Here is a 15,276-nt window from a genome sequence, read left to right on the forward strand (position 1 = left end):
ACAGGCCGCCGCCACGCGGGTGCGTAAATCAAGCGAATAGGGATTCATCTTACTGGCTACGGCTATCCGCCAAATAGGGATGAACTGTTCACGAATCCGCTATAAGTAGATGGTTTAAAAAATAAAGCATCATGAAGTACTGCTTGTTCCTTACTTTTGCCGCCTTACTCGCCTTGCCGGGCTTCGCTCAACAGCAAAACCCACCCATCAGCCTACAGGCGTCGACACTTGCCTTACCCCTTGGGGCGGCTCCGAGTGACGTGGCCGTTGCGGACTTCAACCACGACCAGCGCCCGGATCTGGCCGTCACGCAAAGAGGCCTCAACCAGCTGGCCATCTTCCAGCAAACGGCATCGGGCTTTCCGGCCACGGCCACGAGGACTTACGCAGCGGGCACGTCCCCTAGCAGCGTGGTGGCGGTGTCGTTGGACGTGAATAATCCCAATGCCTACCTGGATGACCTGTTCACCGTCAGCGGCCCGGATGGGCACATCACGGCCTTTACCAATTCGTTGACCCAGCCCGGCGCGCTGACCGCTTCACTTGCAGTTAATTTTGCTTCGACCTACCCTAGCGTTTCGCCACGCCTCCAGGCTGGCAACCTCAATGGGGACGGGCTGATTGACCTGGCTATGACGAATGACCGGGAGATTCTGGCCGGTGTCTTTGCGTATGCTCACCGGGGCAATGGGGTAGTTGAGCAAATAGCTAGGCAAACTACGCTGGACCTGCCGGCCAATATTCAACTCTCGGACTTAGATCAGGACGGGGATCTGGATGCTCTGGTTGCCATGCCGCTCTACAACCAGATCCGCATAATGCAACACAGTATTATGCAGGCCGAATTCTGGTTAGCCCCTCCGATCAATATACCCAGTCTTGGCACAGGGGCCAGTAGCGCCGCCGCCGGCGACATCAATCTGGACTTTTACCCGGATCTGGCCGTAGCCAACAGCGGCTCGAATACAGTGGTTGTCTTTCTGCGGACGGCTCCGTTGCAATACACGACACCCCTCATTTTGCCTATGTCCGCCACCCCGCGGCACGTGCTGCTGGCGGACCTCAATGGGGACCGTGCCGCTGAGCTGATTGTCACCACGGATACGCAGCTGCTGGTTTACCGCAACACCTTGCTGCCTGGTCCGCCTCGCTTTGCTACACCGGTTATATTTCCCCTTGGTCCCAACCCGGATGCCTTGCGGCTAGCCGATGTGAACGGGGACCGGGTGACAGATATTCTCATTCCCTTGCGCCGGGGATCATACCGTTCGGATCTTCTGTAACCTGAGCCAAGTGCAGCCCACTGCGACGCGGCCTAGTACTCTCCTTGGAGTTGCCCTCGTGCCCAATCCGGCTACTGACCGGCTGACTGTGTTCCAGCCAGCACCGTCTGCACCCTTGGTATTGACGGTGCTCGATGGACTGGGCCGCACCGTGCTGCAGCAAACGCTTACCGCTGCTGAAAGCAGTTTTTCGGTAGCGCATCTGCCCCGGGGCCTGTACGTAGCTCGTCTGCAAGCTGGAGCCCGCAGCGCCACCCAGCGACTCGTGCTGGAGTAGATTCAACCGAGAGGCTACGGAGGAGTAGTGGTTCCACGGCTGCGCTTGGGCCGTTTGCTGCGCAAATGCAGTGCCTCCAGGCAGTAGAGGCGATGGACGCGCGTATGCTGGTCGGGCCTGCCTTACCGCCGCAGCAGCGTAAACAGGCGCTGGCAGCCGACGCGACGCGCCCCTGGGCCAGCTCCCGCGGCCGGTGTACCAGCTGCAGCGTTGCAGCGAGACGAGCTGGCAGGCCCGGCGGGTGGACAGGCGGTAGGCCTCGATCAGGTGTTGAGCGTTGATTCGCGTGCCTGGCGGTACGGGCTTCAGAAGGTTGTTTGAGCACGTCCTGCAGCATCTGCTTGTCCAGGCTCAAGTTAGGGTCGGTTCGTCGGTCAGATCTGCCTGCGGCTGTCGGGGCCAGCTCTTGCGCTTTACCGGCAGCAGCGGGGAGGAGCCGTGGGGCCGTCACGCCGGCCGGCTGGCCCTGCTTTCCTGGGGCAGCGCTTGGGTTTCCGGGTGCAGGCTCATAAAAAAAGGGCGGCTCCGAAAGGAGCCGCCCTTTTCAGGCGTCAGGCAGGCAGCGGGTTACTGCTTGATCAGGCGCGTTACGGCCGTGCCGTTCGGCAGGTCGAGGTGGAGCTGGTAGACGCCGCTGCTGAGCTTGCTCAGGTCGAGCTGCTGCTGCAGGGCGGCGGCGCCCTTCACCATGGTTTCGGTGGCGACCGTGCGGCCCAGCACGTCGGTGACGCGCAGGGTGATGTTGCCGCGCTGCCCGTTGTCCACGTTCACCTTGAAGATGCCCGTGCTCGGGTTTGGATACACGGCAATGCCCTTCAGCAGCTCCGCATTGCGGTTGCCCAGAATGGTGGCTTCCGTTGCGTACTCAGAGCAGCCTACGGCGTTGCAGGCCCGTACGCGGTAGTAGTAGCGGCCGCTGACCGATACGCTGGTCACCGTATTCGACTCGTTGGTGCCGGTAGTGGTCAGGGGCTGGTAGCTGGTGTTCGTGTTGAACGAGCGCTCCACTTCAAACCGGGTTTCGTTGGTCGAGTTATCGTACCAGGTCAGGATGTGCTGGCTGCTGCCGTTCACAAACGGATCGGGGATGATGGTCAGCGACGAAGGCATGGCCGGCACGTCACCGACGGTGCACAGCTCCAGGCTCCAGCCCGTGAGCGTACCGCCGTTGCCAGCGGCATTGTCGTTGATGCTCAGCACCCAGTTGCCATTGGCGTTGTCATTGATCAGCGCGGCCAGCGGGTTGGCCGGCTTATACGTGCCGCCCCCCGAGAGTGGGCAGGGCAGCGAGGCCGTAGCCGCGTCGTCGAGGCTCAGGTTGATATCGGCCGTGCCGGCGCAGGCGCGCGAAAGCAGTACTACCGACCGGCCATTGGGGTTGGTCAGGGTGATTTCCAGCTCGCCCACGTTCGGGTGGGTGATGGCCAGGTTACGAAGGCGGATGTCCGAAACCCGATCCGTATTGGTTACCGTGATAGTCGAGGTAACATTGCTGTTGGCGCTCGACAGGATAACGCGCGGGACCTGGGTGGCTACAATCGTGTTGCAGGCCTGAATGCCGGTCTGGAACTGCGTGGCCGCCGAGAAGGGCGCCGTGCCGCAGGGGCTGATGGCCCGTACCCGCCAGAAGTAGGTGGTGTTGGGCTGCAGTATCGTGGAGGGCGTGAAGGTGGTGCCCGTGATACCGGCCTGCGTCAGGATCGGCGTGGTGAAGGCCGCCGTGGTAGCCACCTGCACCTCGTACGACGTGGCGTTGGCTACGGCATTCCAGGTGAAGCGGGGCCGCGTGGAAGTACGGCTCGCGCCAGCCGGCGAAACCGGGATGGCCGCGGCGGTAGCCGCCTGCCGCACTACTACCTGCACCGACTGGCTTTGGGTGATGCTGCCGCTGGTACCGACGAGGTTGATAACGTAGCTGCCCGAAGCCACGGCGGTGGTAGCCGTGATGGTTGCCTGCGTAGAGCTGCCGGCATTGACCGTGGGGTTGGTGAAGGACACCGACAGACCCGTCGGCAGGTTAGCCGCCGACAGGGCGACGGCGCCGGTGAAGCCCTGCAGCTGACCCACGGCTACGTTGATGGACGTGGCGTTGCCGGGGCAGATGGAAGGCACCCCGCCACCAGCCGTGGAGGAGGTGAGGAAGAAGGTGGGGCCAGTGACGGCGCGCACGGCGAAGTTCTGGTTGGAAATATCGAAGAACACGTTGCCTGACGCCTGCACCTTGATGCGGGCCGCGGCCGTAGCCGCCTGGGTGACGGGCAGCGTAACCGTCTGGACGCCGTCGTTGGGCGTACCGGCCAGCAGCGTGGTGGGGTAGGTGCGCCCACCGTCGGTAGACAGCAGGATGTCCACGTTGGCCGCGTTAATGGGGGCCGCCGTGGTGTTGGCTACGTCCCAGCTCACTTCCTGCGGCGTACCGGCCAGCCAGGAGATAGAAGCGCCGGACGTGTTGGGATACGTGACCAGGAACGGGCCGGCCGTCGCTACGACGGCAACGTTCATCGAGTCGTAATCCACGCCGCCACCATTGACCCGGTTGTCGCGGGCCACCAGGCGGAAAATCAGCTTGCGGGCGTACGTCGGCAGCTGCTCCCCGATGGTATCAGTGTTGGTAATCAGGTTGTAGATTTTGGGGAAGGTGCGCGCCGGCGAAGTTTTGGGCGTGAACATCCGGAAGATGGCCGCGTCGCCGGTGGGCGTGCGTGGGTCGCCGGTGGGTCCCAGGTTGTACTGCTCCCACGAATAGGTCAGCGGGTCGCTTTCGGGGTCGGTGGCCGAGCCCGTCAGGGTGAAGGGCGTCTTGAAGGGAATAACGTAGTTGGCCCCCGCGCTTACCACCGGAGCGCTGTTGTTGGTAGCCGTTACCACGCCGCAGTTGCCTGCTCCCGTGATGTGCGCCACAATCTGGTCGAAGCTGCGGGAGTGGAAGTAAGGAATGCTGTTTGGCCCTAGATCCTGGGGCGCACAGATGCCGGCGTAGGCCATGATGCTCACGCCGCTGCCGGGCTCGTAGGCCGACACCGCGGCGCGGTTGCCGCCGGCGCAGTTGCCCGAGTTGCTGTTGAAGGTATGGTCGCCGCCGAACTGGTGGCCGATTTCGTGGGCTACGTAGTCGATGTCGAAGGCGTCACCCACGGGGTTGGGCAGGCCGGTTACGCCGCCCGCCTTTTGGGTCAGGCAGACCGAAGGCTTATAGGCTACGCCGCCGCCGCCGGTGCTGAACACGTGGCCGATGTCGTAGTTGGTAAACCCGATGATCGAGTTGAGGGTAGTAATGTTCTGGCCCAGCATAGCCGAGCCGCTGTTGTTGGTGTAAGGATCGGTGGCACCTTCCAGGTAGATGATCTGGTCGGTGTTGTTTACCAGCACCATGCGCACGGCCACTTCCTGCTCATACACGCCATCGACGCGGTTGACGGAGGTTACGATTTTGGCCAGCGTAAGGGCCTTGGTAGCTGCTGCCGGGGCACAGACCGCCACGGCATACTCGCCGGTGCAGGCCATGGCCAGCCGGTAGGTCCGCAGCTGGGTGCCGTTGGGTACCCGCTGGAAGGCCGAAGGCTGGGGCACGTTTACGTCCTGCGCGTCAGAGTTCAGGCACGTAAACCCTTTCTGGTTCATGGTCTGCTTATCGAACACGACGTAGTGCTCGGTGTCGCCGTTGGCGGCCGGGTCAATGTAAACCGTGCGGCCGGCCAGCATGATCATGCCGTGGAAACCCGCCGGGGTGACGTCGAGCCGGGCCGTGGCCGCCGGGTTGTCGATGCCTTGCGCGGCGTAGGTCTTAATCATGGGGTAGCGGGCGGCCAGCGCGGCCTCCATCACCGGCACTTCTACCACGCGGAAGCGCTGGGAAGTACCATCGGGCAGGGGCAGCGAAACAACCGTGCTGGAGTGGCGGGCGCCGGCACTCTGCTCGGCGGGTGCCTGGGCCAGCGTGCTGCGCATGGCGTCCAGCTGCACCGTAATGGGGCGGAACTGGCGGAGGCGGGCCATGGTCTGGCGAGCTGCCGTGGGGGCCTGGGCCGCATCGGCCCAGAGTACCCGTTGGGCCGCTGCATGATGCGGCGCCCCAGCCGCTGCGAACAACAAGCCGCCCAGCAAAGCTGGCTGCCAGGTGCGCAACGCTTTTGTAAAGGTTGAAACCATAAAGGTGGAGTAGGAAAAATGGTAGGTGAAAATCGAATCAGGATGAAGGCTCCAAGATAAGATTTTCAGCTACCATTTTTCCAATCACCGATGAAATCAGGTGATTATATCCCTGACTCGCGCCCGGGGCTCAGCGGACGGGGCCGCCCTTGATTTCAAAAGCCTGCTTGCTGCCCGCGGGCAGGGCGGCTTTGTCGAAGCACAGATAATGCTGGGTGTCGCCGGAGCGGTAGGGCTCAATCAGGTACGTGCGGCCCAGGCACACCAGCATGGCCCGCAGGCCGGCGGGCGTTATTTCCAGCCGGACGTAGTCGGCGGGGGTGGCGGCCTGGCCGGCGTAGGTGCGCAGCTCGGGGTATTTGGCGGCCAGGGCCGGGGTCAGCACGCTGCTGGCCCGCATCTGAAAGGCCTGCTGGGAGCCGTTGGGCAGGGGCAGCAGCAGGTTGGGGCCGCTCGTCTGATCGGCGGCGGCCAGAGCCTTCTTCAGTTTCGGCAGGTCCAGGGCCAGCACCCGGTAGCGCGTCGGGGTGAGGCGGGGCTTGCCCAGGCGCCGCACCTGGGCCGCCGGCAGCTCCCGCCAGAATCCGGCCGGCGCCAGCGCCGCAGAGGAGTCGGGCATGGGCAGTGGGGCAGACCGGGAAGGTGGGGGTACGGAGCACGCCAGCAGGGCAGGCAGCACGAAAAGTAGGAGGGAGGTCATCGTCATAGAAGTTAGGGTACCTGAGCCCGCCGCGGCTGCGGCACCGCGGAAGGTGCGATAATCCCGCCAGAAATCTGCCGGCGGCGTCTCCGATCCTTACGAGCAGCCCCAAAAGCAACAGCCTCCCGTGGGCTTCACGGGAGGCTGTCAGGAGCCGGCTGGCAGTGCGCGTCGCGTTAGCTTTCCGTTTTGAGCAGGACCAGCTGCACCTTGTCGGCCGACCCGATTTTGCGGCGGAACTCCAGGTAGGCCGGGTAATCGGTGCGCGGAAACCGGGTGCGGGGCATGATAAGCCGGCGCACGTACTGCAGCGTGCCGTCGGGCAGGGTGTGCAGCTGGCTGGAATAGGTGCCAAAGGCGGTCGTCAGCTTTACGGGGGCGGGCAGGGCTTCGGGCTTCAGGCCGGCGGGCACGTGAATGCGCACGGTATCGGCGTGGGAGAAGGCCTGATCCAGCCAGATGTCGGTTTGCCGCTCGCCCACGGCCGCGGGCAGCGCCGGCAGCCGGCTGAGTAGGTTGGGCGTCAGAAACAGCCGCTTGCCGCTGGTGGTGGCGAAGGTGGGCAGCGTCAGCCCCAGCGTCTGGTTCATGGCCGGCAGGGCCGCGCGGGTGTTGGCGGTCAGGCTGAATTTGGTGATGCTGAAGTTGTTCAGCGGCAGCGCGTCCCCAACTTTCTTTTTCTGCTCGGCCGCCGACAGTCCGTTCAGCAGACTGTGCAGGCGTTCCTGCTCAAGGCCGGTGCAGCGGGTCTGAATGGTGGCCGTAGCGCTGCCCAGCGCATCGAGGTACACGTCGGTGCGGCGGGTGCGCTGGTTTTCCTGGGCCCCGTAGCGGGGCGTGCGCACCAGCTTGCCGCCGGTGGGCGTGATGAGTAGCGCGTGGCGGTTGCCGGTAAAGCTGCCCATGTAGTTGAAGGGGTTGGTCTGGCTGGTGCATTCCAGCCACACGGTATCGGGGCGGGCGGCCCGGGTCAGGGGCACGCACAGCACGACGTGGTTGAACTGGCTGCTGGGAAACTCGGTGCGGATATCGGGCTCGTCGGCGCGGACCAGGGCGCAGTAGGCCGTCACGTCGGCGGCTTTCAGCAGGGCCATGCAGTAGTTGCTCAGGGCTTTGCAGTCGCCGTAGCCATTGGCGGCCACCGAGGAAGCCGGGAAGGTTTGCCAGCCCCCGATGCCCAGCTGAATGGAAATGTAGCGCGTGTTGGCCTGCAGGAACTCGTACACTTTGCGGATGCGCACCCGCTCGTCGGCTTCGCCCTGCACCAGCGCCGCAACGCGGGCCGTGAGCTCGGGCGGCAGCACGTCGCGGGTGGCGTTCAGGTCGTAGCTCCACTGGCCCAGGCCCTGCCAGGAACTCAGGTTGCCGGCGTGGCCCTGCACCTCGAAGCTGGTCGGGGCCGTGAGCACCGAGGGCGTAAACTCGGAGATGGGCGGGCTGTCGGGCTCTTCCTCGATGGCGGCCAGGTTGGTTACCTCCCACTGGTAGACCTCCAGCGCGGCCTGCTGGCTGCGCGCCAGCGTGACGCCGGCCGGCAGGTGCCGCTCCTGGTAGCGCAGCGGCAGCTCCGCGGGCGTCAGAACCCGGAACGAGGCCTGCTCGACCGACAGCTGGTCGGTGGGCTGCGGGTACCAGGAGGAGTAGAACAGCGGATTATTCGACACGACCTCGTACTCGAACTCGACCGTGTAGGGGTAGGTCGGCTGGCGCAGGTCGACGACGCGGCCCCGGCCGGAGCTGGCCAGGCTGAAGCCATCCGACAGGCTGATGTCGCCCACGTCGCCGGCCCGGAGCTGGCGCAGCAGCAGGCCCGCCTCGTTGTAGACGGCGCCGCGCAGGTAGCTGACGCTGCTGAGCTGGTCGTAATACACCATCTCCGTGGCCCAGCGCGCCCCGTTTTCGTCCAGGATGGTCGTCACCTGATGCACCGTCTCCACGGTGCGCCCCACCGATTTTACCAGCAGGGTTTCCTCGTGGCGGCGGATGATGGCGTGGGCGTTTTCGCGCAGGGCGGCGGGCACCGCCGACACCGGGTATTTGGGCAGGCCGCCCCCGGCCTGAGCCGGGGAGGCGAGCAGCCAGGCGCTGGCCGCCAGAAGCAGGAGCCGCCTCATGATTTCTTCTTCAACACGATCTGCTCGGCCTGCTTGGCCAGCATGCGGTTGTAGAACTCGCGCAGGTAAGCGTACTCCTCGGCCGAGTAAAACGGCTTGCGCAAGGACATCCGGCTCACAATCTGAATGGCGTTTTCGCCCGGCACGATGGTGTAGGAGTAGCGGCCGCCATCCTCCGGCAGATCCACCAGGGCCGACTTGGGCAGCTCCTCGGCCACAAAGCCGGCGGGCAGGGTGATGGTCATCATCACCGTTTCGTCGACCTGGGCGCCGAAGTCGACGGGAAACAGGCGCTCCTCGTGGCGAAACGGGTTTTTCTCGTCGCTGAACGAGCGGAGCGGGCTCAGGTAAATCGTGCTGGTCGGCCCGTCGGCGCCGGCCGAGGCAAACTCGTAGTCGAGCGTGAGGGGCTTGGGCAGCTGCTCGCGCTCCTTGAAGGCGAACTTGGGAATGGACCAGCCTTCGTGGGCGCTGGCCAGCTGTTCGATATATTTTTTCTCGCCCTGCTTCTGCAGTAATTCCCGCTCGTGCTGGGCCGAGTAGCCGCCGTGTTCCTGGTGCACCTTGCCGGTGATGCCGCCGCGCTCATCAACCGTGAGCTGAATCTGCCGGTATTCCAGGTAGCGCTGCGTTGGCTTCAGATCAACCCAGCGCGACTCTTCGGGGTTGGGCATGACCAGGCGACCCGTGCGGCTCAGGCAGCGCTGGGGCAGCGTGCCGCAGGGCAGCAACTCCTCGGTGGCATCGACCAGCATTTCCTTGCCGTCGGGCAGACTGACGTGGGCAATAACGTAGTTGAACTTCGACACCAGGGGCAGGTCGGTATTGATCATGCCATTGTCGCGGGTGCTGAGCATAACGGGGTTGGCCGTCAGGCCCGCCTCGCGCAGCGTGGCAATCAGGAGCAGGTTCACATCGGCCGCCGAGCCGGTGTGCACGTCGTAGGCGTGGCGCAGCGTGCCGGCGGTGTACAGGCGGTCCGTGCCATTGTATTTTACCGACTTGCGCACCAGGGCGTGAATAGCGGCTACGCGGGCGGCCGGATCGGTTTCCTTGGCCAGCAGCGGCGTGAGCTGGTCTTTCATGAAGCTGCCGCGCTTGAGTTGGGCGCCGAAGTTGTCATCGGTGAGCAGCTCCCTGTCGATTTGCACCCACGTATTCGATACGGGCTGATAAGGCTGCCCTTCCCAGCGGATACCGGCCAGCTCAAAATCAATCCGGTCGACGTAATCCTTGTAGGAAGTCATGTAGGGCTCATCCCGGAAGGCGGGGACGTCTTTCATCACCCAGCGGTGAATCTTGGTGGGCACCTGGACCATGGTAGTGGAGCCCGCCACGCGCTGGGTCGCGAAGCCCGAGCCCGAGGTGCCGCCGCTTTCGCGCAGCGCGGCCTGCATCACGCCCTCCGTGTGCTCGTTCAGCGCCAGCGCATCGTAGCCCTGCATCAGGGTCTTGTAGTCGAAGTACTTGGGAATGGTCGCCTGGTACTCGCTCCAGCGCACCGGAATCTCGTGCTGAAATTGCCAGTCCTGGAAGTTGAACAGGAAGTCGGAGGTGACCAGGTACGAATACTCGATGATGGAACCTACCCGCACGTTGGGCAGCGTAAACTTGCGTACCGTAACGTTGGCGGTGGCCTCGTCGCGGAAGATGGCTTCAGTGGGCAGCTTCTCCTTGACCATATGGCCATCGACCAGATTGTAGGTGAAGCCTTTCAGGCCGGTCAGCTTTTCGGCGTTCCGCTCCTTATGATACAGCGGAACCTTCACCGTGGCCCAGTCGTAGCCCGACTTCTTCAGGATCTTGATGCGGGTAACGCGCTCAAAAAGAATGCGAAAGTCCCCGTCGATGTACTCGAAGTGGGAGCGGCCGTAGTCGCAGAGGATAACGGCTGCCGCGGCGCTGTCGGCCACGAAGTTGGCACCCGTCAGGTCGCGCTCATCGATTTTGCCAAACTTGATAGGGGCCTCCTGGCTGAAAGCCGGGGTAAAGGCCGCGCCGCAGATAACCAGCAGCGCCAGCCGACGCAGTAGCGTTGGAGTCATAAAAAAAGTAAGAAATACTATCCGCTCAACTTTTCCCCAGGGGCTATCTAACAGTGGAGGCGAAGAATCAGATAAGGGATAGTTGTGAACAACACGGATGATTGGAAAGCTAAAATTGCACAATTTCCCGGAGGCTACCGCCGCCGGCAGGAAAAATAAAATCCAGCCTAACTCACTGGCGGCGAAGCACCAGCACCTCGGCCGATTTGGCCAGGGCCCGCTGGTAGAGTTCGCGCAGGGCCGCATACTCGGCCGGGGAATACTCGGGCTTGAGCAGCTGCAGCCGGGCCGTGAGCTGCACCGACTGGGGCGTAGGCTGGCTGAACTGATACAGGAGAAACGGCCGCCGCCGTTGGGCAGCGCCAGCGCCAGCGGCGCCAGCGCTTCCTGCCGCGTGAAGCCGGCAGGGAGCAGCACGGTAAGCACCGCCGTCTGCCCGCGGGCCATGCCGAAGCTGACCGGGTACTGCCGCTCAGCGTGCTCAAACGGGTTGGTGCGGTCCAGGAACTGCCGCAGCAGGTTCAGGTAGATCAGGGCCGAGCACAACAGCTGCCGGCCGCCGAGTATTCTTCAAAACCGGCGAAAAAACCGGGGCCAACCTACTCGGCCAGGGGCTGCCGGCCGCGGGCTAGGCGGCGTGGCCCGCCGGCTTTTTTACGCCCCACAGCAGATAGGCCAGCGCCAGCAGCGTGGTGCCCGTGCTAAGCGCGTGCACGTAAGGCAGGTTGGCGGCGGTGTTGTGGAAAATCCAGCCCGCCAGCAGCGCGCCCAGCCCGATGCCGGCCTCAAGGGCAATGTACATGGTGGCCACGGCCCGGCCCCGGCGCGCGGGGTGGCTCAGGTCGATGGTCCAGGCGTAGAGCGTGGGGGAGTTCAGGCCCGAGGCCAGGCCGAACAGCAGGGCCGCCGCCAGAAAAACCGGCTTGGTGTGGGCCAGCGTGAGCAGCAGCAGCGACAAGGTGAGCAGCACCGTGGAGATGCGCAGAATAGGCACCCGGCCGTACCGGTCGGAGGCGCGGCCCGCCACCAGCCGCACCAGCAGCGACGACAAGGTGAAGCAGGTAAAAAACAGGCCTTTCTCGGCCGGCTGCAGCCCCAGCACCTGGCTCTGGTCGGGAATGACGGTGAGAATGGCCCCGAACGGAAACAGGCACAGCAGCGTAACCACCGCCGGCCCCAGCACCCGCGGCTCCAGCACCTCGGTCCAGTCGAGGCGCAGCAGGCGCCAGCTAAAACGCTGCCGCTGGGTTGCGGGCAGCGTTTCGGTCATGGTGCCCTGCACGGCCAGGCTCAGCAGCGCCAGGCCCGAGGAGCAGTAAAACAAGGTGTTGAGCGAGGTGGCCGCCGTGATGTAGGGCCCCAGCGCCGGCCCGGCGGCCATGCCCAGCGAGCCGGCCACGCCCAGCAGGCCCATGGCCTCACCCCGGCGCTCGTACGGAATGATGTCGGCAATGTAGGCGGCCGTGCCGGTGGGCTTGAAGCCGGTGCTGAAGCCGTGCAGCAGCCGCAGCCCCAGAAACCCGACTACGGTGGAAACCCAGGGGTAGAAAAAGCCGCAGATAAAGCAAACCAGGGAGCCGAACACCATCACCGGAATGCGGCCCACGGTGTCGGCCAGCTTGCCGCTGAAGGGGCGCGAAAGGCCGGCCGTGAGCGTGAACAGGGCAATAATGAACCCCTTGTACTCCGCCCCGCCCAGCCGCGTCAGAAAGTCGGGCAGCTCGGGCAGGAGCATGTTGAAGCTCATGAAAAACAGAAACGAGCTCAGGCACATCAGCCAGAAGCCGGCAGTATAAATCTGGCCTGTTGCAGGAGGGAGAATGTCGTTTTGTACGCTGTTCAAGGGACTTCCTGGGTATCAGACGGGGCGCAGCGAGGCCGAAAATACTACCGGCTTGCCCCTTTTTATGCCTCCTTTCGGCGGTTGCAAGGGAGGCGGCCGGCAGCTTGGCCTCAGTGATGCCCGGGTAATGGGTAAAGTTGAATTCGGCCGGATAACCGGTTGTCATCAGCAGCGGGAGTGGAATGCCCCGGGGGAAAATCGTACGCGCCGCGAAGGTGTTGTGCCTCCAGTGGTACGTCCGGTGCTCCGCGCCGGCCAGGTGCGGCCCGCCCGGCAAAGGTACGGATAGCTTACCAGGGGCCAGCAGCTTTTAGCGGCCGCCGGGCCTTGTTGACGTAACTTCCCCTCCATGAAGAAGCTCGTTTTTTTTCTTGCGGTGCTCGGCTCCGCCACCGGGCTGCTGACGGCCTGCAACGGTGACCCGGCGGCCGGCTCGACGGCTACCACCGAACCGGCCGGCGGTGACGTGGCCGGCATGAACCACTCCCGGACCAATCCAGCCCCCGGTGCTGGGGGCCTGATGAACGTGAGGAGCACTATGCTGCAAGACATGGAGGCCGTCAAGCCCACCGGCAACGCCGACTCCGACTTTGCCCACGTGATGATGGCGCACCACCGGGGCGCGGTAGCTCTGTCGGCTCTGGAGCTCAGGCACGGTCAGGACGCTGGGCTGCGGGCCTTGGCCCGGAAAATCAGCACCGACCAGAAAAAGGAGCTCCAGGCTCTGAAAGCCAGTGCTGCCCGCCTCAACGGTGCTCCCGCCACCTCCCCGTCTGCCGCCGCGCCGGACCCGTTTACCAGCCTGATGAAAAGCTCCCTGGAGCGGATGATGAACCTAGGCCTGCCCGGCGGCAGCATCGACGCCGACTACGCCCTGCTGATGGTAGCGCACCACCAGAGCGCCATCGACCTGGCCAAGGCTGAGCTGGCGTATGGCCGCGACGCCAAGCTTAGGGAAATGGCCCAGCAGCTGATTGACACCCGGCAGAACGAGCTCCAGCAGTTCGAGCAGTGGCCGGCTTCCAGCGCCAGCAAGCCAACGGCCCGCCCGGCCGGGTAGGAGGGCCGGGAAAAGTAACTTCGCCGGGCCCGGCGCCGGTTGCCCGGCGCGCCCCCCAAACCAAGCAGCCGGCCCAGCGCGTACCTCTGCCCGCTACCCGGCCAGCGTTGGCCGGGCTTACCTTGCTACGCGCTTGCTGCTACTCGCCTTTTTCTGGACTGTCTACTTCGGCTTGCACAGCCTGCTGGCCACCACGTGGCTTAAAGACGCCGTGGCCCGGCGCCTGCCCCGGGCGGCGCGCTTTTACCGGCTGGCCTACAACCAGGTGTCGGTGTGGGGGTTTCTGCTCCTGTTTCGCTACCAGAGCCAGCTGCCCGAAACCCGGCTGTTCAGCCCGCCCCAGCCGGTGCTCGTGCTGGGCTACGCGCTGCTGGGGCTGGGCCTGCTCGTGGCCGTGGCCGCCCTGCGGGGGTACGACCTGGCCGAATTTGCCGGCTGGGCCTACATCCGGCGCGGTCCGGCCGCCGCCGACGGACCCCTGCGGACCGGGGGCCTCAACACCGTGGTGCGCCACCCGCTTTATTTGGGGCTGCTGCTGGGGCTGCTGGGGTTCTGGCTGCTGGCACCCACGTATGTGCGCAGTGTCTTTGTGGGCTGCAACCTGGCCTATTTGCTGGTGGGCACCCGCCTGGAAGAGCGGAAGCTGCGCCAGCGGTTCGGGGCCGCGTACGCGCGCTACCAGGCCCGCGTGCCGCAGCTGCTGCCGCTGAAATGGCGGCCCACCGCACCCGGCCCATTGCCGGACTGACGACCTGAAATCACGGACCCCCCCCCGTAACCACCAGCCCCCGGCTGCGCAGCGCTGAAGCGAAGCACAACCGGGGGCTGGTGGTTACGGCAGGCGTTACTTCTGCTCGTTGAGCGACCAGTTGTAGGGCAGGTACTTCAGTTCGGCATCGGCAGTCACCTTCTGGCTGGCCGAGTACTTATTGAGCGTCTTTTGCAGGGTGTTGCCGTCCTTCTTGAAGTCGCCGGGGTAGAAGTTGAAGATTTCGGACACCTGCGGGGCGTTGGCCGGGGTGAGCTTGTTTTTGCCCGGGTCATTGACAAAGTCGCGGGACTGGTCTTCGAGCTGCTGGTTGAGGCGGCTGCCCACGTATGCCTCGCTGCGCAGCTTCGGACACGAAATGGCCGCGCAGACCAGGGCGAAATGCACCCGGTACTCACCGCTGAACTTGCGCCGGATCAGGCGCTGCTCCAGGTCGTTGAGGCAGTATTTGTCCTTGTCTTTGCCCAGCCGGATAAAGCGCTGGTCCCAAACGGTGTTTACCAGGGTTTTGTCGCCGCCGAGCTGGCGGATGGTTTTTACCGGGTAGCCGCGCAGCACCCGCTGGATGGTAAAGGCATTGTAGGCGTTGAGCCAGTAGGCGAGCTGGTCGTTTTTGCTCCACTGCTCGTTGGGCAGCGTGTTGCTCACGGTGGTCAGGTAGGCGCTCAGCTTCGTGGAATCGGCCATAAAAGCGCGGTAGTTCACCATGCCCTGCCTGTCGACGTACTTTTTGAGCAGCGCATCAAACGGGGCGTGGTCGACGGGCTTGGTGCCGGCCATGGTGGGGTTCAGGTCCTTTACGTAGCGCAGGTACTGGCAGCTGCCCACCAGTGGCCATACCAGCAGTGCCAACGCCAGCAGCAGGGGAGAGAAAGAGAAGCGGGAGGACGGGTTCATGAGCAGGCGCGAAGGCGGCGTGGAAAATGGTCGGAATCTGAAGACTCACAAACCTACGCACTTGCTTTTGGTTTGGATGCCGCCGGTCCTGGGTTCGGGTTTCCCGGGTTTTTAGCCGGCGCCCAAACCGGGCGGCAAG

At 64.2% G+C, this 15,276-nt stretch carries 11 protein-coding genes; 4 read left to right on the plus strand and 7 right to left on the minus strand.

The window, feature by feature from the left end; all coding sequences use genetic code 11:
• The first annotated feature begins 131 nt into the window (after positions 1 to 131).
• Complete coding sequence (locus ABD842_RS18155) at positions 132 to 1,283, plus strand: FG-GAP repeat domain-containing protein (RefSeq protein ID WP_345117053.1); 1,152 nt, start codon at positions 132 to 134, stop codon at positions 1,281 to 1,283.
• A gap of 58 nt (positions 1,284 to 1,341) precedes the next feature.
• Positions 1,342 to 1,560: a T9SS type A sorting domain-containing protein gene (locus tag ABD842_RS21240; RefSeq protein ID WP_425553206.1), complete on the plus strand. Its 219-nt coding sequence runs from the start codon at positions 1,342 to 1,344 to the stop codon at positions 1,558 to 1,560.
• A 567-nt stretch (positions 1,561 to 2,127) separates the two neighbouring features.
• On the opposite strand, the gene ABD842_RS18160 is transcribed toward ABD842_RS21240, so the two are convergent.
• The 6 genes from ABD842_RS18160 to ABD842_RS18185 form a co-directional block, all read right to left on the minus strand.
• Positions 2,128 to 5,709 (minus strand): reprolysin-like metallopeptidase, encoded by a 3,582-nt coding sequence (locus ABD842_RS18160; protein ID WP_345117055.1) that lies wholly within the window; start codon positions 5,707 to 5,709, stop codon positions 2,128 to 2,130.
• A 130-nt stretch (positions 5,710 to 5,839) separates the two neighbouring features.
• The gene (locus tag ABD842_RS18165) at positions 5,840 to 6,328 is read right to left on the minus strand and encodes a hypothetical protein (protein ID WP_345117057.1); all 489 of its coding nucleotides are present in this window, start codon (positions 6,326 to 6,328) and stop codon (positions 5,840 to 5,842) included.
• A 257-nt stretch (positions 6,329 to 6,585) separates the two neighbouring features.
• Positions 6,586 to 8,523 (minus strand): DUF3857 domain-containing protein, encoded by a 1,938-nt coding sequence (locus tag ABD842_RS18170; RefSeq protein WP_345117059.1) that lies wholly within the window; start codon positions 8,521 to 8,523, stop codon positions 6,586 to 6,588.
• On the minus strand, positions 8,520 to 10,568 hold the full coding sequence (locus ABD842_RS18175) for a transglutaminase domain-containing protein (RefSeq protein WP_345117062.1): 2,049 nt from the start codon (positions 10,566 to 10,568) through the stop codon (positions 8,520 to 8,522). Before ABD842_RS18175 ends, ABD842_RS18170 begins: the two co-directional genes overlap by 4 nt.
• A gap of 172 nt (positions 10,569 to 10,740) precedes the next feature.
• Positions 10,741 to 10,869: a hypothetical protein gene (locus ABD842_RS18180; RefSeq protein WP_345117064.1), complete on the minus strand. Its 129-nt coding sequence runs from the start codon at positions 10,867 to 10,869 to the stop codon at positions 10,741 to 10,743.
• Between the two features lie 327 nt (positions 10,870 to 11,196).
• The gene (locus tag ABD842_RS18185; RefSeq protein WP_345117066.1) at positions 11,197 to 12,411 is read right to left on the minus strand and encodes an MFS transporter; all 1,215 of its coding nucleotides are present in this window, start codon (positions 12,409 to 12,411) and stop codon (positions 11,197 to 11,199) included.
• A 349-nt stretch (positions 12,412 to 12,760) separates the two neighbouring features.
• On the opposite strand from ABD842_RS18185, the gene ABD842_RS18190 reads away from it, so the two are divergent.
• The gene (locus ABD842_RS18190) at positions 12,761 to 13,471 is read left to right on the plus strand and encodes a DUF305 domain-containing protein (RefSeq protein WP_345117068.1); all 711 of its coding nucleotides are present in this window, start codon (positions 12,761 to 12,763) and stop codon (positions 13,469 to 13,471) included.
• 133 nt (positions 13,472 to 13,604) lie between these two features.
• The gene (locus ABD842_RS18195; protein ID WP_345117070.1) at positions 13,605 to 14,219 is read left to right on the plus strand and encodes a methyltransferase family protein; all 615 of its coding nucleotides are present in this window, start codon (positions 13,605 to 13,607) and stop codon (positions 14,217 to 14,219) included.
• A 96-nt stretch (positions 14,220 to 14,315) separates the two neighbouring features.
• On the opposite strand, the gene ABD842_RS18200 is transcribed toward ABD842_RS18195, so the two are convergent.
• Positions 14,316 to 15,137 carry a DUF547 domain-containing protein gene (locus ABD842_RS18200; protein WP_345117072.1) on the minus strand — a complete coding sequence of 274 codons (822 nt, stop codon included), beginning with the start codon at positions 15,135 to 15,137 and terminating at the stop codon, positions 14,316 to 14,318.
• Positions 15,138 to 15,276: the final 139 nt, after the last annotated feature.

The sequence above is a fragment of the Hymenobacter algoricola genome, assembly GCF_039539525.1.
GTDB classification, from domain to species: domain Bacteria; phylum Bacteroidota; class Bacteroidia; order Cytophagales; family Hymenobacteraceae; genus Hymenobacter; species Hymenobacter algoricola.

What these genes read in the sequence shown, in the direction of transcription:
- ABD842_RS18165 (WP_345117057.1), bottom strand. Translation starts at nt 6,328, where the DNA reads ATGCCCGACTCCTCTGCGGCGCTGGCGCCGGCCGGATTCTGGCGGGAG.
- ABD842_RS18160 (WP_345117055.1), bottom strand. Translation starts at nt 5,709, where the DNA reads ATGGTTTCAACCTTTACAAAAGCGTTGCGCACCTGGCAGCCAGCTTTG.
- ABD842_RS18170 (WP_345117059.1), bottom strand. Translation starts at nt 8,523, where the DNA reads ATGAGGCGGCTCCTGCTTCTGGCGGCCAGCGCCTGGCTGCTCGCCTCC.
- ABD842_RS18155 (WP_345117053.1), top strand. Translation starts at nt 132, where the DNA reads ATGAAGTACTGCTTGTTCCTTACTTTTGCCGCCTTACTCGCCTTGCCG.
- ABD842_RS18190 (WP_345117068.1), top strand. Translation starts at nt 12,761, where the DNA reads ATGAAGAAGCTCGTTTTTTTTCTTGCGGTGCTCGGCTCCGCCACCGGG.
- ABD842_RS18200 (WP_345117072.1), bottom strand. Translation starts at nt 15,137, where the DNA reads ATGAACCCGTCCTCCCGCTTCTCTTTCTCTCCCCTGCTGCTGGCGTTG.
- ABD842_RS18175 (WP_345117062.1), bottom strand. Translation starts at nt 10,568, where the DNA reads ATGACTCCAACGCTACTGCGTCGGCTGGCGCTGCTGGTTATCTGCGGC.